At 37.3% G+C, this 17,360-nt stretch carries 17 protein-coding genes and 1 pseudogene; all 18 read left to right on the forward strand.

Annotated features, from left to right (window positions below; all coding sequences use genetic code 11):
- Positions 1 to 268: 268 nt before the first annotated feature.
- Positions 269 to 451, forward strand: a pseudogene (locus ACYQ0C_RS14120) (IS982 family transposase); the annotation flags it as partial.
- Positions 452 to 494: 43 nt separating this feature from the next.
- On the forward strand, positions 495 to 1,625 hold the full coding sequence (locus ACYQ0C_RS14125; protein WP_032941664.1) for a glycosyltransferase family 4 protein: 1,131 nt from the start codon (positions 495 to 497) through the stop codon (positions 1,623 to 1,625).
- Positions 1,622 to 2,881 (forward strand): hypothetical protein, encoded by a 1,260-nt coding sequence (locus tag ACYQ0C_RS14130; protein WP_016275954.1) that lies wholly within the window; start codon positions 1,622 to 1,624, stop codon positions 2,879 to 2,881. The genes ACYQ0C_RS14125 and ACYQ0C_RS14130 overlap by 4 nt, the downstream gene beginning before the upstream one ends.
- A complete protein-coding gene (locus ACYQ0C_RS14135; RefSeq protein ID WP_016275953.1) occupies positions 2,826 to 3,980 on the forward strand; it encodes a glycosyltransferase in 1,155 nt (384 codons plus the stop codon). Before ACYQ0C_RS14130 ends, ACYQ0C_RS14135 begins: the two co-directional genes overlap by 56 nt.
- 72 nt (positions 3,981 to 4,052) lie before the next feature.
- Entirely contained in the window at positions 4,053 to 5,204 is a 1,152-nt protein-coding gene (locus tag ACYQ0C_RS14140; protein WP_016275952.1) for a glycosyltransferase, read from the forward strand.
- Positions 5,205 to 5,211: 7 nt separating this feature from the next.
- The gene (locus tag ACYQ0C_RS14145; protein WP_016275951.1) at positions 5,212 to 6,333 is read left to right on the forward strand and encodes a glycosyltransferase; all 1,122 of its coding nucleotides are present in this window, start codon (positions 5,212 to 5,214) and stop codon (positions 6,331 to 6,333) included.
- Between the two features lie 163 nt (positions 6,334 to 6,496).
- Complete coding sequence (locus ACYQ0C_RS14150) at positions 6,497 to 7,705, forward strand: glycosyltransferase (protein WP_016275950.1); 1,209 nt, start codon at positions 6,497 to 6,499, stop codon at positions 7,703 to 7,705.
- Between the two features lie 8 nt (positions 7,706 to 7,713).
- Positions 7,714 to 7,953, forward strand: a complete 240-nt coding sequence (locus tag ACYQ0C_RS14155) for a hypothetical protein (protein WP_016275949.1) — start codon at positions 7,714 to 7,716, stop codon at positions 7,951 to 7,953.
- 3 nt (positions 7,954 to 7,956) lie between these two features.
- On the forward strand, positions 7,957 to 8,673 hold the full coding sequence (locus tag ACYQ0C_RS14160; protein ID WP_338129622.1) for a polysaccharide pyruvyl transferase family protein: 717 nt from the start codon (positions 7,957 to 7,959) through the stop codon (positions 8,671 to 8,673).
- 3 nt (positions 8,674 to 8,676) lie between these two features.
- Positions 8,677 to 9,219, forward strand: coding sequence for an LbetaH domain-containing protein (locus ACYQ0C_RS14165; RefSeq protein ID WP_016275947.1), 543 nt, complete (start codon positions 8,677 to 8,679; stop codon positions 9,217 to 9,219).
- On the forward strand, positions 9,212 to 10,111 hold the full coding sequence (locus ACYQ0C_RS14170) for a glycosyltransferase family 2 protein (RefSeq protein WP_016275946.1): 900 nt from the start codon (positions 9,212 to 9,214) through the stop codon (positions 10,109 to 10,111). The genes ACYQ0C_RS14165 and ACYQ0C_RS14170 overlap by 8 nt, the downstream gene beginning before the upstream one ends.
- A gap of 152 nt (positions 10,112 to 10,263) precedes the next feature.
- Positions 10,264 to 11,043, forward strand: coding sequence for an AAA family ATPase (locus ACYQ0C_RS14175; RefSeq protein ID WP_016275945.1), 780 nt, complete (start codon positions 10,264 to 10,266; stop codon positions 11,041 to 11,043).
- Positions 11,044 to 11,291: 248 nt separating this feature from the next.
- Positions 11,292 to 12,503, forward strand: a complete 1,212-nt coding sequence (locus ACYQ0C_RS14180) for an AAA family ATPase (RefSeq protein WP_016275944.1) — start codon at positions 11,292 to 11,294, stop codon at positions 12,501 to 12,503.
- Positions 12,500 to 13,189 carry an HNH endonuclease gene (locus ACYQ0C_RS14185; RefSeq protein ID WP_016275943.1) on the forward strand — a complete coding sequence of 230 codons (690 nt, stop codon included), beginning with the start codon at positions 12,500 to 12,502 and terminating at the stop codon, positions 13,187 to 13,189. Before ACYQ0C_RS14180 ends, ACYQ0C_RS14185 begins: the two co-directional genes overlap by 4 nt.
- Positions 13,190 to 13,326: 137 nt before the next feature.
- Entirely contained in the window at positions 13,327 to 14,145 is an 819-nt protein-coding gene (locus tag ACYQ0C_RS14190; RefSeq protein WP_016275942.1) for a glycosyltransferase family 2 protein, read from the forward strand.
- Complete coding sequence (locus tag ACYQ0C_RS14195; RefSeq protein ID WP_016275941.1) at positions 14,142 to 14,870, forward strand: YjbH domain-containing protein; 729 nt, start codon at positions 14,142 to 14,144, stop codon at positions 14,868 to 14,870. The genes ACYQ0C_RS14190 and ACYQ0C_RS14195 overlap by 4 nt, the downstream gene beginning before the upstream one ends.
- 4 nt (positions 14,871 to 14,874) lie before the next feature.
- On the forward strand, positions 14,875 to 16,104 hold the full coding sequence (locus tag ACYQ0C_RS14200; RefSeq protein WP_016275940.1) for a YjbH domain-containing protein: 1,230 nt from the start codon (positions 14,875 to 14,877) through the stop codon (positions 16,102 to 16,104).
- Positions 16,105 to 16,115: 11 nt separating this feature from the next.
- Positions 16,116 to 17,357, forward strand: coding sequence for a carboxypeptidase-like regulatory domain-containing protein (locus ACYQ0C_RS14205; protein ID WP_016275939.1), 1,242 nt, complete (start codon positions 16,116 to 16,118; stop codon positions 17,355 to 17,357).
- Positions 17,358 to 17,360: the final 3 nt, after the last annotated feature.

Raw genomic sequence — 17,360 nt, forward strand, 5'->3', positions numbered from 1 at the left:
GGCATAATAACATTACCTGTTTATGTTTTGCATCAGAAACTTCTAATAATAAATGGGATATTACATATTAGCACAAACAATCTAATCACACTAATATGCTTTACTGCAATAGATATTTTTCTGTCAGTCATGATTTATAAATTTCTAAATAAGAACAAGACTTTGAGCCTGCTGTTGTTTGGTGAATGAATATTAGTATAATTAATTTAATAATATCATGCAAAAAATAAAAGTTATAATATCAACCCTTGGGCCACTTCATCTGATAAAAAAGATTGAGACACTTTTTTCACAACTTTGTGATCAATTCATGGCTGTTCGGAACTATGCAAAGGATACAAAAGAATTATCCACTCATATCATCATGAAAATCAACACATTGTTTATCCTACAATATATTAACAAACAAAATAAAAAACCGATTGGCAGAATTAAATATGCGCTGATTTAATTCCGCTAGCGGGTTTTAAATATTTTTTAATACACAAAAGATTATGATTATTAACATAGCAGCTTCTGGAAGATTTCACATTTGTGATTTAGCACGAGAACTAGAAAAACAAGGACATACTGTTAGATTCTATTCATATGTTCCAACAAAACGATTACAAACATTTGGTTTGAAAAAAAAATGCTCTTATTCACTTTTTTGGCTAATGCTGCCAGTATTAGCATGTATAAAATTATCAAATCGCTCTGTTTGGTCAATGAAATTAGAATGGTTTGTCCTTGACCATCTAATTGGATTATTTATGAAAAAGTGTGATGTCTTTATAGCAATGAGTAGTATCTACAATTTTGCTTTTAAAAAAGCTAAAAACAAATACAAAGCGATTACGATATTAGAAAGGGGCAGTGTACATACTTTAGAATTAAAAAAAATCTACGATGAACAAAATATAAGTAGGAATAGTACTAAAAACAATCCATATTATTCATTGGTATCTGACTATGCCATTAAAAGAGAAATAGAAATGTACGAATTCGTAGATTACATTTCAATCGCTTCATCTTCTGTTTTTGATACATTTATTAAATATGGCGTATCTCCTAATAGGCTTTTTATAAATCCATATGGTGTTGACCTTTCTCTTTTCCCCCCAACAAAGCTAAACAACAATGACAATTACGATATAATCATGGTAGGCAATTGGAGTTGGATGAAAGGCTGTGATCTGTTAGCCGAAGCTTGCAAACATTTAAAATTAAGACTATTACATATTGGATCTTGCAGTATGCCATTTCCAAAAGAAAGCAATTTCACAGATATCGGATGTGTAGAACAATCTGAAATCACCCATTATTTTGAAAAAGCTAAAATATCAGTTCTTTCATCTAGGCAAGAAGGCTTAGCGATGGTACAACTTCAAGCTATTGCATCCGGATTGCCTTTAGTTTGTTCAAAATTTACAGGAGGAGAAACTTTAAAAGATATGACAAATAGTGAATGGATAAAAGTTTTTGATCCATATAACTTAGATTCTCTGTGTAAATGTATAAAAGAAGCTTTAATATTAGCAGATAAACAGAAAGGAATGCGTACCACAATAGAAAATATAAATAATATTTTCAGCACACAAGCATACAGTAAAAGATACAATGATTTTCTGCAAAAAATAATATGATAAACAAGATTATACTTATATTATTTGAATTAGGATATGGTATAAAATTCAATTTAATAGGAGAAATATCTATTAGTGAAATATTTCTTATTGCCACATCTTTCTTCTATATAAAAAAAATAAATTTCAGAAAGAATAAAGAAATAGGTAGATTTACTATCTTATACACTCTTTTAATTGTAATACAAATTATTACCGAAATAGCCATTGATAACAACTTCAATAGTGCCGCTAAAGGAATTGCTATAAATATATTGTCTTATTTACATATTATATTTTTATATACATATTTAAAAAAAAGCCGTTCACTCATTTCTTTCGCTTTACTAGGATTAATATTGAGATTTATTATTTTCGGAAAAGATATAGAAAGTATAAACATTGAAGACAGTGCTTTTATCGCATTATTAAAATTCACATTAGTCCCTATTCTGTCCTATTCTTTAATTTTTCTAGCCTCTACAACACAAAAATGGAAAACAGAATACATAGCTATTACTCTGGGTATTCTCCTTATCATATTAGGTGCAAGAAGCGGAGGAGGAATTATTTTCATGACAGGTCTGTTAAGCTATATAAAAAGAGCATCACAACAGCTTCATTTTGCTAATTTCAAAATCGTTTTGATTATAGCAAGCGTCTCCATCTACACTTCATATTGCTTTTACGTTAATCAAGTATTGGAAGGGAAGATTCGATCAGGGAATTCAGAGCAACTATTTAGAGCAGAAAATCCATATAATCCTATTAATTTACTAATGATGGGAAGATCTGAGGTTTTTGTCGGATATCAAGCATTTACAGATAAGCCATGGACTGGTTGGGGAGCTTGGCCTAAGGACCCAGGTATGAAATATCATAAATTACAAGCTAAAATAAACAATGGGAAATATAATATTTACAATATATTATATGACGAAATACCATCTCACTCCGTACTAATCGGTATAGGAATGATGAATGGTATATTTGCTTTATTCACTATGATGCTGATATTTATCTATATAATATACATGGCAAAAAAAACATTAAAAACAAACGATGCTTATACTTACGTTACAGTTGCATTTCTAATAGATTTTATATGGACCATGCTTTTCTCTCCCCAATCAGCATTTAGATACGTAGTACCCATTGAAATGGCCTTCATTCTAATCACATATCAAAAATATTTTGTATTCAAAAGAATCCATAAAAAATATGCAAAAAATCACCTTTATTACTACAGGAGACATCAAAGACATAGCTACAGCTAAGAGAGCTCTTGGTATGGCCAACCATCTACAAACATTGGGTTGGAAAGTCTCTATTATCATGGAAGATTGTTTAGAAAACCGCCATAGGGCCAGCTTAGAATGCAATTCAGATATAAGCATAAAATATTTCCCCAAATGCTCTGCACAGGAAGAAAGAAAAGCTAAAAATAAAATATTAAAAGAATTAAACCCTAATTTTATTTATATTTGCGCCTTTGTTTTTAGAAACATTGTAAAAGTAAAAAGCTCATGTATTAAGTTATTAGAACATTCAGAACTACCATCCTATATTAAAGATTCTAGTTTACGGAGTCGAATAAAATCATATATATTAGAATATTATTCTATAATATATGCGGATGGCATATTAAATGCTAGTCAATACTTACAGACAGTCTTCCAAAAAAGAAGCCACAAAATATTCCGTTTTAATTGTCCGATGCTTTATTTTCCCTATGCTTATTCAAAAAGTATATGTAATATTAATGAAAACACTGCACATTTACCTATTAGAAAAGATAAAGGCCAATACTTTTTCGTTTTTTTAGGTAGTCTAGCTAAAAATTATGGTACTTTCACCATGATAAAAGCATTTGAAATTATACATTCTGACAATCCTAATCTTCATTTATTATTATTAGGGAAAGGTCCCGACTATTCCAAAGTCGTTAACTACATTAAAGAAAAACAATTAAGCGAATTTATACATACACAAGGATTTGTTAAAGAAGAAGATATTGCTGCATATTTTACGCTTACAGACGCATTCATATCTCCAATGAATGATACTATACAAGATTGGGCCAGATGCCCAAGCAAACTATATATGTATCTCCCATATAAAAAACCCATCATAACATGTAAAATAGGAGAGCCTTATGAAGTCTTAGGAAATAATGGGATTTACTTCGAACCATCTTCTGTTTCTTCATTAGCAAAATCGATCCAAGAAACAGTAAAAGCAAACAAATGGGAATTAAACATCAACCCATTACTCCATGAATGGAAACAACGTACCATTGATTTTGATAATTGGATAAAAACAAATTTTAAAAGTCAAATCAAAAAGACTCATATCAATAAATCTCGAACAAATTGATAAGTCCAGCAATGGGATGCAAAACTATTACAAGATATTATCTAAAAAATAATAACTATTTCTAAAATATTTATGAGAATCGTATTTTGGCAAAATTGTCTTAGTCCCCATCAATTACCCTACATCATTCATTTACTTGAAGACGCAAGAGTAAATAAAGTAGTAATAGTAGCAGAAGAAACAATAAACAAATCGCGTAAAGATATGGGATGGGACATAGCTTCTTTCCCCGGATTAGACAAATGCGATGTATATGTTTCTCCTTCCCCCCAGCAAGTGGAACAATTGCTATGTACAAATCCTGAGAACAGTTATCATTTGTTTTCAGGAATAAGGGGATTTCATTTTGTATTTCAAGCCTTTCAATGCAGTTTAAAATACAATTTAAAACGAGGGTTAATAACAGAGCGTCCTAATACTTTCGCTTTCGGTCATGCCAATGGAAAGCCACTATGGTTACACCGCATTCGCTTTCTAATACAAGACCGTAAGTATGCTCCTCATATACAAGCTGTATTTGCAATGGGGAATGATGCTGTAAAGTATTTCCACTCAGTATGGAAACAATGGGATATATTTCCTTTCAGTTATTGCACCTATAATGAAGAATTCACAAGATCACTGCCAACAACTCCGCAACTTTCTTCTAATGTACATTTTATATATGTAGGCAGTCTATCTTGGCGAAAAGCAGTATTGGATATACTAAAAGCCCAAAATAGGATCTGCAAACACAACAAAGCAAACAATTGTCAAATAAGTTACATTGGCGATGGAGCAGAACGTAATAAATTAGAGACCTATATCAAAACGAAAACACTAACAAACATCAAACTTTTGGGCAAAAAAAAGAATTCTGAAATTCCTGATATATTAGCGATTCATGACATCCTAATATTGCCCAGTATTTATGATGGGTGGGGAGCCGTAGTAAATGAAGCATTATCGAAAGGATTATACGTTATTTGTAGTGATAAATGTGGTGCAAAAGAATTACTGAACGATGAAAGATGTGGTAAAGTATTCCGAAGTCGAGATTACAAACAACTAGCTACCATTATGCAATATTGCCTTGAAAATATAACCGAGATAAGAAAAAACAAAGAATTCCGCCAAAGATGGGCACAAGAATGTATCAGTGGAAAAATTATTGCAAAATATTTGATAGATTGTTTAACGAAAGAAAAAACAGAAAGACCTTGGTTTAGAAAATCATCAATATAAAAAAACGATGAAAATACTACATTACATACCCAGTATAGATCGCACATCGGGCGGTGTTAGTGCCTATATGCAACTACTCACGTCAGAACTAGGGAAACTAGTAGAATTGCATGTAGTGACACATAAAGAAAGAAATCCTTTGGAATTAAAAAACTGCAGAATCCATTTTATTGAAAAAAATAACAATCCATTCTCTTTCAAAGGAAAAAAGAAATTTATGTACCTGCTCAACGAAATAAGGCCAGATGTTTTCCATGCAAACTGTTGCTGGTTACCAATGTCTGCACGAACTGCAATATGGGCAAAGAATGCCGGTTTTCATGTAGTGTACACACCACATGGTATGCTTGAGCCATGGATCATGAAACGCCATTATTGGACAAAGAAGGTTCCCGCATTATTATTATTTCAAAAACGAGGAATACAAATAGCAAATGTCATACATGCTACGGCAGAAAGCGAGAAAAGAAACCTGATGCAGTTAAAATGGAACAGAAGCATTGAAGTAATTCCCAACTGTGTGGAAGTGAACAAAATCATAATGAAAGAATCTTGGACGAAACGCAAGAACATTCTATTTCTTTCACGCATACACATAAAGAAAGGAATAAATTTCTTGATAGAAGCTACAGCAAATTTAAAAACAGAATTACAAGGATATACAATCAACATTGCAGGAGAAGGTGAAGAAAGCTATATCAATGATTTAAAACAATTAGCCTCTGAATTAGGCGTTGCAGATTTAATTCATTTCATAGGTGGTATATATGGTGATGAAAAATGGGAACTATTTAGAAAAGCAGACCTTTTTGTCTTACCTACACATAGTGAAAACTTTGGTATCGTAGTAGCCGAAGCATTAGCATGTGGTACACCTGTTATCACCACTCAAGGAACTCCATGGCAAGAGCTGGAAAATTATCATTGCGGATGGTGGACAGAGATAGGTACAGAAGCTACCACTAAGGCTCTGAAAGAATTTCTTTCACTCTCTGAACAAGATATAGAGCAAATGGGAGAAAACGGAAGAAGATTAGTGGAAGAAAAATACTCTTCGCAAAAGATGGCAACAGATATGGTTGAGTTATATAAAAAGCTCATATTTTCCACCAATAGCCCCAATGTCTAAATAATAAAATTAAATAATATCCATATTGTTCTTGTAGTTTACATCCATTCCGGATCTCAAAACTAACCACATGGAATTACAAATATGCTATACGGACTATGTGGAACTTCCATTAATAAATATTACAAAACCGCTTTATTATTAACCCCAAATACAACTCTAAATGGGCTACAATATCTTTATGAAAATTATAGCCATTATAATGAGTGACAACAACTTGAACTATATGAACATTCTTTTTCTCATGGGAGAATATCCCAGTTTCGGAGGAGTAGAGATGGTATCTACCGTTTTAGCTAACAAATTTATTTCCAACGGACACAATGTAACAATAGCCTCATTTAAACAATCCCATCCTGAATTTGCAAATAAACATTTATCCAATCAGTGCAAATTGTTATCTCTGTCCTACCCCGTTTTATCCTTAAGGAATTTAAATACTTTAAGAAAATATATTCAGATACATCATATTGACATTCTAATAAATCAATGGGTAGTACCTTTCTATACCACGCTTATTTGGAAATATGCGGTAAAAGGAACTAATTGCAAAGTGTTTTCCGTTCATCACAACAAACCTGACACAAATAAAAGAATACAAGAATTAGATATTATAATTAGTCAAGGAAAAAGATATTTAAAACCACTACGATGGTTAGTAAAAGAAATATCTCGTATCAGCCTCGCTTTTTGTATAAATAGCTCAGATAAATATATTGTACTCTCACCATCATTCATACCTCTTGCTCAAAGGTACACAAATATTTTTAAAGCTGACAAGTTCTTAGCAATAGCAAATCCTGTTACGATACAAATTCCAGTTTCAAATTCTATAATACAAAATAAAGGTAAAGAAGTAATTTATGTAGGAAGAATAGAATATAACCAGAAAAGGACTTTCCGTATTATTGATATCTGGAAAAATATTGAATCAAAATTTCCGGAATGGAATCTTACTATTATAGGAGATGGAAAAGATCGTAATGACTTAGAAAAACGAATCCAAGAAAACAATCTAAAAAATATATCCATTACCGGATTTGTCAACCCTATAACATACTATCAGCGTGCATCCATCTTACTTATGACATCTGAATATGAAGGTTTCCCTTTAGTATTGGCAGAAGGAATGACATACGGAGTAGTTCCTATTGTATATGGAAGTTTTGATGCGGTTTTTGATATAATTATTAATGATTATAATGGATATATTACTAAACAACCATACCACGAACAAGATTTTGTACATTTACTAGAAAGGCTTTTCTTTAACACGAAAACTTTACAGAGATTATCACAAAATGCACAACTATCAGCCCAACAGTTTTCTGTTGATAGTATTATAGAAAAATGGTATAAAACAATCTTATAAAATTCATCATGAAAAAAATCGTATTATTTGACACTGCAGAAGCTAGTGATAACTTGGGAGACCAAATAATTATGGATTACTGCGAGCAGCAACCTGATAATATATTTACAACGCCCCATTTTACATATAAAATACCAACACATCTAGAGGTTGGGAAAAGTGCCCGCAAACTGAATGAACAAGCAAAATATAGCATTGTTTGCGGTACAAATATAATCAAGACGTCAATTCTGGTACATAGATTGTGAAAAATATCATTACTTGACGCTTTACAATATAAGAATGTTTGTTTGATGGGATACGGATGGGGGAATTACAATAAATTCTACACTGACCCTTACACCAAATGGGTTTACCGTAGGTTATTCAACAATGGAATGCAGCATGCTGTCCGAGATGAATACACACAAAGAAAACTGACTGAATTAGGCATAACTAATGTGATTTATACAGCTTGTCCTACCATGTGGAATCTTACCCCTGAACATTGCAAAAAAATACCCACAGCTAAAGCCCAATCCGTTATGACAACATTAACAGCCTATCATGCGGATAAAGACAGAGACAAACAAATGATGAATATACTTGTATCATCGTATAATCAAATCTTTTTCTGGCCTCAACAAATAGAAGATATAGACTATCTAAGATTGCTTGATTTTGACAAATCAAAATTAACAATACTCTCTCCTTCTTTAAAAGAGTATGATAAAATTCTTGCCAGTGAAAATATAGATTATGTAGGAACACGCTTACATGGAGGAATACGGGCACTAAACTTTGGACGAAGAACTCTCATCATTAGTATAGACAACAGGGCCACAGAAATAAACAAAACAAGTAATATTCCCATACTTAACAGAACAGACATAGATTATTTAAAAGGAATAATAGATACAAATTTTTCTACAAATGTATTCCTACCACATGAAAATATAACTAAATGGAAACAGCAATTTCATAAATAAGATATGGAACAACTCTCAAAATATCACGAAAACAAGCCTCATAGATTAAAAAGAATTACATGGTATATAGTAAATGCAACTATATTCAGATGTTTACCCGGAATGCCACTACGATATATACGTAATGCTTTATTAAAAGCTTTTGGAGCTGCAATTCCTTGGCGTGTGCCGATTTATTGCAGTGTCAAAATTTATATGCCTTGGAATCTATCAATAGGAAAATATTCCTGTATCGGTCCTCATGTAGAGCTATATAATAAAGCCCCCATTATCATAGGAGATAGCGTTGTCGTTTCACAAGGGGCATATCTTTGTACTGCTTCACACAATATTTCGGCTTCACAAATGGATCTTGTCACAAAACCTATCATACTTAAAGACCGCGCTTGGGTAGCCTCAGATGCTTTTATCGGCATGGGGGTCACAGTTGGCGAAGGTGCCGTAATAGGTGCACGTGCCGCCGTTTTCAAAGATATTGAACCATGGACTGTAGTAGGTGGAAATCCGGCTAAATATATCAAAAAAAGAATTTTGAAAAATGAATAATTCCATCACCGCCATCATCCTCACCTACAACGAAGAGAAACATATATCCCGTTGTATCAACTCGCTTAAAAATATCTGTGAGGAAATATTTGTCATCGATTCTTTCAGTAAAGATCGAACTGTAGAAATAGCTAAAGAATTAGGAGCAAAGATTTATCAACATCCATTCATCAATCAAGCTCAACAATTCAATTGGGCTATCAAAGAATGTCCCATTCTTTCCGAATGGATATGGCGAGTAGATGCTGACGAATACATAGAAGAATCATTAGCCCAAAAAACGAAGCAAATATTAAAAACAATCCCCGATGACGTAAATGGAATCTATGTAAACAAAAAAATTGTTTTTCAAGGTCGCCCATTATTGCATGGAGGTTGGTATCCTGCACAACAAATCAAAATTATCCGTAAAGGACTTGGAGCCAGTGAAAACAAGTGGATGGATGAACATCTAATTATTTTTTCAGGAAAAACGATTTCAATAGACGGGGATCAAACAGATGAAAATTTAAACGATTTGACTTGGTGGACAGATAAACATAACGGATATGCCACTCGGGAAGCGATCAATATGCTGATGATGGAATATAGTATAGAGGATCAAAGCAAAGAAGTACAACCTAAACTTTGGGGTACAGAAGCAGAACGTAAACGATGGCTGAAAATGAAATATATAAAAGCACCGCTATTCTTACGACCATTTATCAATTTCAATATACGCTACATTCTGAAAGGGGGATTCCGAGATGGAAAAGAGGGCTTTATATGGCACTTCTTACAAGGTTTCTGGTATCGTTTCCTGGTAGATGCAAAGATTTACGAGATAAAAAAACGCTTTGGATGGAATGATGAAAAGATCAAAGCATTCATAAAAGAAACGTATCTAAAATAATGGAAGTATACGGAATCCATTCAAGGAAATCCCGCACAAAAAATCAGAATGAGAGAAATCAATCACGATGACTGACACATTCTTTGCATTTACCAATTATTTTCCGCACCTTTGCAAGGAAGCAATGAAAAAATAAAAAACAATACCTCAACATGAGCTATTTTTTAAAGAATATAGCCATCGAAGGATTATGGGACTGTTACAAGATTGTTTGGGACGGCATCTATGAGGACGTGAATATCCTTGTAGGAATAAACGGAAGCGGAAAATCGACCTTGCTAAACATCTTGGAAGCTTATTATACCGGTAATAAGAAACTGCTGAAAAACAGTTTCGGCAATCTGGTCATATCCGGCATGCCGAAACCGGAGGAATGTTATCCCATGAAGTGTATCCGCACTTTTGACATCCCCTCGCCCGACAAGCGAAGTGCCGCCAGCCCTTTGATGCAAGAACTGAACGATGCTGTGTATGACCTGCAAAAAGGACCCAGCTTTTTCGGATATAGAATGAAAATCTTAGACTATCCGGAACGGGAAAAAGAGATACAAGAACACATCAATGTTTTTTTTGAAACAGTAAACACTCTGTTTGCTGATACAAGCAAACAAATCCGTGTGGAAAGAAACCAAATGTTCTTTGAACAAAAGGGAAAACGCATTGAACTGGAAGATCTTTCATCAGGAGAAAAACAGATGCTCCTAGGACTGATAACCGCATTGCTCATGGAAAAGAAACCTGCCATACTCCTGATGGATGAACCGGAAATTTCACTTCATCTCAGTTGGCAACGCCAACTGGTGGATGTGCTACGACGGATGAGCCCTAACTGTCAACTGATTATTACAACTCATTCTCCCAGCATATTCAGCAAAGGCTGGGGAGACAAGGCGGTATATATGGAAGAATTGCTAAAGCCCGTAAAAGAATGATAGACCCAATAGAATTGCAAGCGAAATATTTCTCGAATGGAAGCGATCTGAACTTAGTATGAAAATTGAATACAGAGAAAAAGATAACGTTTAACTACACATCAATGAAATAAAAAAGGTTTTGAATGGAATGACAATATTCAGAAAATCCAAGAATAAAAACGTATAAGCCCTTGTCCATATCGGAAAAAAAACATACTTTTACAAGAAATTTTGCAAAAAGGCTGGAGAAAAAACGTTGAAACAATATGAAAATAGAAAATCTTCATATCAAAAATATAGGTCCATTCAAAGAAGCTGTCATTGAATTTGCCACAGAATATAATGAAGCCACCGGCGAACAGCCTGTGACCATTATCACCGGCATGAACGGTGCGGGAAAATCAATTGTCATTGATGCCATCCGGGCCGCATTGAGCGGTCAAGAACTGGAACGGGATATTGTGGCAGACACTAACGATTTCTCTATTGAAATGGATGTGGTATTGAATGGAAGTACAACTCATCTGTCCACCTCCACTTTACAAAACGGACATATAAGAGGAGTTGATTACATAAACATAGGCCAAGCTTTGACATATGGTTACGATATTCCGGGACCTGTCAATCATTGGGTGATTGATTATTGGTCATCCAAATCTCCTTCCGACTCGTTCAAGATTGCCAATATGAAGAACATACAGCACGAAAAAGCCTTAATGGGAGTGATGCTTGGAAAGAAGAGCAATCTTGATTTGATCAACTTTATCTGCCACATAGACTACCTTCGTACCAGCGAAATGCCTGTTGAGAAGGAATTGGGAAATATGATGTACGAAAAGATGAAAGATGTCATAAACCAATGCCTTGACAACGGACTGTTCAAATATGTACGCAGAACAGATCTGACTCCTATTATAGAGCAGAATGGTATAGAACTTTCGTTCGATAAATTGAGTAGCGGTAATCTCTTTTTAATAGAACACCTGTTGCTGCTTATGTGCAAAATGTACTCTATCAGCATATTGAATAAATTGCCTCCCATGCAGATTTTTAATATTCCAGGACTTTTATTGATAGATGAAATTGAAACCCATCTTCATCCCAAATGGCAGAAAAAGATTCTGGGTATCATCCGCAGCCTATTCCCTCATCTTCAGATGATCCTTACGACACACTCACCATTCGTAGTGGCATCCATGGATGGAGCACGCATTTATACATGTGTCCCCCAAACCGGATATAGTGAACTGAGAGATGAAACGGAAAGGTATGGACACATGCCCGTCGAAGAAATCCTTGTATCTGACATCTTTGGAGTACAGCCTTTTAATGAAGACATTACAAATCTGATAACGACCCGCAAACAGTTAATAGAAAACGGGGAAAAAGAGGAAGCACGGAAAGTGGCAGAAAAACTATATGAAATAAATCCCGAGTATTTCTCATACCTTAATATAAAAAATGAATTCAGGAAATGAGACATATAGAAAGACTGCCGGAACCTGCCATCTTAAAACAAAAACACGATGAATGGCAAGATAAATTTGAACAAGCTAAAAAACAGAACCCAAAAGCCAGACCGGATTCTACAAAATATGGAAACCCTGGAATAAGAAAAAACTTGGAGGACTGCTCTTACGGTAAATGTTTTTATTGCGAAAGCAAACTGTCGGGCGCTTCCAAAGAGATTGATCATTTTATAGAAGTGGCTATTGACTCGAAGCAAGCCTACACTTGGACAAACTTATATTTATCATGCAGCAACTGCAATGATAAGGCAGATCATAACACGATACCTGTAAATACAGCCTTGGATCCATGTCGGGACAGCGATGAAGAAATACAAGCTAATATTACATTCGAAGACGAGTGTATCTGCTCTCAACATGGTTCCCAAAAGGGATTGAACACCATAAAAAAATATCATCTCGGAACAGAACTTTTAGATATGAAACGTGGAAAATGGCTGAGACATATCATGAAAGATATCATTGACATCCAAAACAGAATGATTACGGATGAACGCAGCCTGCCTACTAAAGATGAACAACAAAGAATCAAACGGTATATGCAACCCGACCAGCCTTATAGCTTGATGAGCAAAGTATTCCTTGAAAAAAACTTTGACCACCTGCTGGAAGCAGCATATGAAAATCAAAAATAACACAGCCCTGAACAGACTGTAACCCGAAAGAAAGAACAATACCCCCACATATAGTTGTGCATTTGCATTTCCGGAACTTTTCCTAAGTGCCGGAGCATCCTTTATTGCTATAAATTTCAACATTATAATCAAACATCATGAAAGTTTCAATTATCACTTCCTGCTACAACCGGGAAGCCACTATTCGTGGAGCGATAGAAAGTGTACTGGAACAGGATTATCCCTACATTGAATACATCATTGTGGACGGGGCATCGACAGATAACTCGCTGGCTGTCATCAATGAATATAAAAACGGGATAGATACCATCATCTCCGAACCGGACAAAGGTATGTATGAAGCAATCAACAAAGGAATACGTGCGGCTACAGGAGATATTATCGGTCTGATTCACTCCGACGATTTCCTGTTCTCATCTCACACCATCTCTGAAATTGTGAAAACATTCAAGGAGCAAAAGGCAGACATGGTATATGGCAACGGAGTCTTTGTGGATTACGATGACACCAACTGGATGATACGGAACTGGGTAAGCGGGCGGTACGAAAAAACAAACGTGAAAAAAGGATGGCTGCCCCTCCACCCTACTGTCTACATTAAGAAAGAATGTATGGACAAATGGGGACTTTATGACGAAAGCTATAAAATAGCCGCCGACTCGGATTTATTGGTGCGCTATCTGTATGAAGCTGATTTAAAGGTGCATTATCTGAACAAATACATCGTGAAAATGAGAATGGGAGGACTCTCTACGGATGCCGGAAAAAGCAAACAGAAATGGGGGGAGGATCTGAGGATGTACAAGAGCCACGGGATCAATCCCATCCTGGCACTGAAAGGCAAAATTCTGTCAAAGATCCCGCAGTTTATCGAGGCCAGACTGCCATGGAGCGAAATACCGCCAGCGGAGGAGGAGAGCCTGATACGACCTGCTGCCATAAATAAAAAAGGATGAAAATACGTTTACTGATCATGACTTTGCTGATGGCAGGAATTTGTCATCATGTGCAAGCGCAATATATGCTGGGCACTACCGGCATGATGAATATCCCCACCGCCGACAGGCAGAAACCGGGAACTGTGATGCTGGGGGGAAACTATCTGCCCAAACAGGTGATGCCATCCCGGTTCGATTATAATACGGGCAATTACTTTGTAAGCGTCAGCTTCTTTTCCTTCCTGGAACTGAGCTACAGAGAAACACTGGGGAAAGGTGACTATATGTCCTCCAAACTGAAATACAACCAGCAGGACCGCTCCTACTCCATCCGCCTGTGTGTGTGGAAGGAGGGAAAGTACCTGCCGGGAGTGGCACTGGGAACCAATGATCCGATAGCGGATAAAGGAGCCAATACTTTCCAATCTTACTACGGAGTGATAACGAAGGGATTCCACCTGGGAGGAGCGCATTATCTCTCGGCTTCTTTGGGATACTATCTGGAGGGGAAGAAAAACAGTGATACCAGATGGTTCGGCAATAAATATAAAGGGGTATTCGGAGGGGTGAGCTACACTCCCGCTTTCTGCAAAGAGCTGAAAATGATGGCCGAATATGACTCGGACGGAGTGAATGTGGGGGCGGCACTCAGATTGTGGAAACATTTGTCCATGCATGCCTTTACCCACGATTTTAATTGCGTATCGGGCGGCATACGCTATGAATGTACGCTAATACATTAAGACAATGAACAGATTTTTAATAGCAATCCTCCTTTCGGCAGGAAGCCTCTCACTCCGGGCGCAGGTGGCCGAAAGGTTACAGCAACTGGGTATGGAGAACATACGAACGGTTACAGAAAACGGAAACACGACTATCGCTTTCGAGGACAATGTATATAGAGGTACTTACCGGGGGATAGGTAAGGCCATCATAGCTGCCATGGAAGGGATGAGTCAAGGAAACTTGCAAATGGTGGTGCTGGAGAACCGTATCCCCCAACTATGCATCGCACTGTCCGAAAGGGTGGTAACCGAATATAAGGAGAAACGGATGAGCATAGGGGAAGTGTACCGGCAGATGGAAATCAGCCATGACACCGATGAAGCGATGGAGATACTGAAAGGGACTCATCATACTCTCAACTCATCGGCCGGGAAAGTGGATATCGTGGTCTATCCGGAAGTAAAACTGGAGAACTCCAGCTTCGACCGGCTTTATTCTTATTATGTCAACCTGGCTCCCGCCGTAGAGATGGCCTTATGGAAAGGGGCGGAACTGACAGCGCAGGTGGTATTGCCGATAGCGACCAACCTGAACGGACAGTATAAGAAGATACGTCCCGGAGTGATCGCCCTGTCGCAAGAGTTCTACTTCGGCAAAGGGTTTCTGGGACGGGTGACCGCAGGAAACTTCACGAACAACCGCATGGGAGGGCAAGCGGAAATAACATATCGCACAGCGAATGGCAGACTGGAACTGGGAGCCATAGCAGGAGGTACCGTACAGTCTGTTCTAACCGATGACGAGGGATGGTATGTCAGCCGGAAACTGCGGATGAACGCCGCACTGAAGGCATCGGTATACGAACCCCGATTCAACCTGCAATTTGAGGTGCAGGCTGCCCGTTACCTATATGGAGACTATGGAGTGAGAGGCGACTGTACCCGCCACTTCGGAGAGTATGCCATCGGCGTGTATGGCATGTACACCGACGGGGAGATAAACGGAGGATTCCATTTCGCCATCCCTCTGCCCGGCAAGAGGTGGAGCCGTAACCGGGGAGTACGCGTCCGGCAGGCGGATTATTTCGCTCTGGAATACAGCATGACCACATGGGGAAAATATACCAATGAAAAGATGGGGGAAACCTACAAGATAAAACCGGACGAAAACCGGAGCAACCGCTTCTTTCAACCGGAATACATACGTTATTTCTTAATAAAGGAAGCAAATAAACAGATTACTAATTTTTAAAACAAGAAAGAATGAAAACAAGTACGTTTTTTAAGATGAGTTTGCTACTATTGGCAGCAGGCCTGGTATTCACAAGTTGTGGAGATGACGACAAAGAACCGGAAATCGTAGTAGATCCGGTAGAAGGAACTGTGGAATACTACATTGCAGGTAAAGTGGTGGCAGAAGAGGCTGCATTAAGCGGAGTAACCGTCACTGTAGGAGAAGTGACCGCAACTACAGACGACCAGGGACAATACTCTGTAACCGTAAAGGACAAGAAGACTTATACCATGATCTTTGCCAAAGAGGGGTATAAGGAAATTAATGATGCCAGCGCCACGGTGGCCGGCAACGCTACCAACAGAAGCATGGTTACGCTGAATGTCTCTATGAGCAAGGAAGGAGTCGCAGCCACCGTAGATCCTGAAAAGGATATCACTGTGACAGAGAAAGGTGAAGGTGACAGCAAAGAAGCAACTGCGGCCGTCGCTATCCCTGCCGGAGCCGTAACAGAAGAAGCTGCCATCACCATAACCCCATACATAGCGCCTGTAAACACAGCCAACGAAAGCGCCGGTACAAAATCGGAAGCTGTCGCCATGACCAACATCGCCGTAAAAGCCGACAAGGATATCGTACTGGAAAAAGATGTGGAACTGGCTATCAACAACAAGGCTTCCGAAACGAGCTTCTTTGACGAAGTGGAAGTCTACAAAAAAGAAGATGCCGGCCGTGCTGCTGATAACTGGAACAAGATGGGTGACGCCACCTTTGACAAAGCAAGCAACAGCTATAAGGTCAACATCAGCAAGGGACAAAAACTGAACGGTGAATATTCTGTAAGAGTAAAAAGTGACAAGACCGTGGGAGCGACCCAGAACAATGAGGTACTGAAAGAGGAAAGTAAAAGCAACACCGGAAACATGAGCGCCATCAATGGTTATACCATTAACTATGAGGTTAAAGCCGGATGGGAAACAACTACCACTCCATCGGGTATAGAAAGCGATATGCTGGCACAGATCCATTCTACTATTGCTGCGCAAGAAGGTACTGCCGGTATTTATACTGTTCCCCAATCCATGGTTACAAACATTAGCGGTGACTATAATCTGTATTTCTGCTGTAAAGCCAAATATGTGGAAAAAAGTTATACTTTCTCCATTAAAGGCGGTCAGAAGGTTACAATCAAGATCAAAGTGTATGTAGGTGTTGATATTATCTATAAGAATGAGAGTTCAAACACACACAGTGGTGGCGGAACTAAATAACGA

It is taken from the genome of Phocaeicola sartorii JCM 17136 = DSM 21941 (assembly GCF_054653615.1).

Excerpts from the sequence above, each read along its gene's own strand:
- ACYQ0C_RS14165 (WP_016275947.1), top strand. The coding sequence starts at position 8,677 with ATGGAACAACTCTCAAAATATCACGAAAACAAGCCTCATAGATTAAAA.
- ACYQ0C_RS14185 (WP_016275943.1), top strand. The coding sequence starts at position 12,500 with ATGAGACATATAGAAAGACTGCCGGAACCTGCCATCTTAAAACAAAAA.
- ACYQ0C_RS14175 (WP_016275945.1), top strand. The coding sequence starts at position 10,264 with ATGAGCTATTTTTTAAAGAATATAGCCATCGAAGGATTATGGGACTGT.
- ACYQ0C_RS14205 (WP_016275939.1), top strand. The coding sequence starts at position 16,116 with ATGAAAACAAGTACGTTTTTTAAGATGAGTTTGCTACTATTGGCAGCA.
- ACYQ0C_RS14140 (WP_016275952.1), top strand. The coding sequence starts at position 4,053 with ATGAGAATCGTATTTTGGCAAAATTGTCTTAGTCCCCATCAATTACCC.
- ACYQ0C_RS14200 (WP_016275940.1), top strand. The coding sequence starts at position 14,875 with ATGAACAGATTTTTAATAGCAATCCTCCTTTCGGCAGGAAGCCTCTCA.
- ACYQ0C_RS14190 (WP_016275942.1), top strand. The coding sequence starts at position 13,327 with ATGAAAGTTTCAATTATCACTTCCTGCTACAACCGGGAAGCCACTATT.
- ACYQ0C_RS14135 (WP_016275953.1), top strand. The coding sequence starts at position 2,826 with ATGCAAAAAATCACCTTTATTACTACAGGAGACATCAAAGACATAGCT.
- ACYQ0C_RS14125 (WP_032941664.1), top strand. The coding sequence starts at position 495 with ATGATTATTAACATAGCAGCTTCTGGAAGATTTCACATTTGTGATTTA.
- ACYQ0C_RS14180 (WP_016275944.1), top strand. The coding sequence starts at position 11,292 with ATGAAAATAGAAAATCTTCATATCAAAAATATAGGTCCATTCAAAGAA.
- ACYQ0C_RS14145 (WP_016275951.1), top strand. The coding sequence starts at position 5,212 with ATGAAAATACTACATTACATACCCAGTATAGATCGCACATCGGGCGGT.
- ACYQ0C_RS14170 (WP_016275946.1), top strand. The coding sequence starts at position 9,212 with ATGAATAATTCCATCACCGCCATCATCCTCACCTACAACGAAGAGAAA.
- ACYQ0C_RS14130 (WP_016275954.1), top strand. The coding sequence starts at position 1,622 with ATGATAAACAAGATTATACTTATATTATTTGAATTAGGATATGGTATA.
- ACYQ0C_RS14155 (WP_016275949.1), top strand. The coding sequence starts at position 7,714 with ATGAAAAAAATCGTATTATTTGACACTGCAGAAGCTAGTGATAACTTG.
- ACYQ0C_RS14195 (WP_016275941.1), top strand. The coding sequence starts at position 14,142 with ATGAAAATACGTTTACTGATCATGACTTTGCTGATGGCAGGAATTTGT.
- ACYQ0C_RS14150 (WP_016275950.1), top strand. The coding sequence starts at position 6,497 with ATGGGCTACAATATCTTTATGAAAATTATAGCCATTATAATGAGTGAC.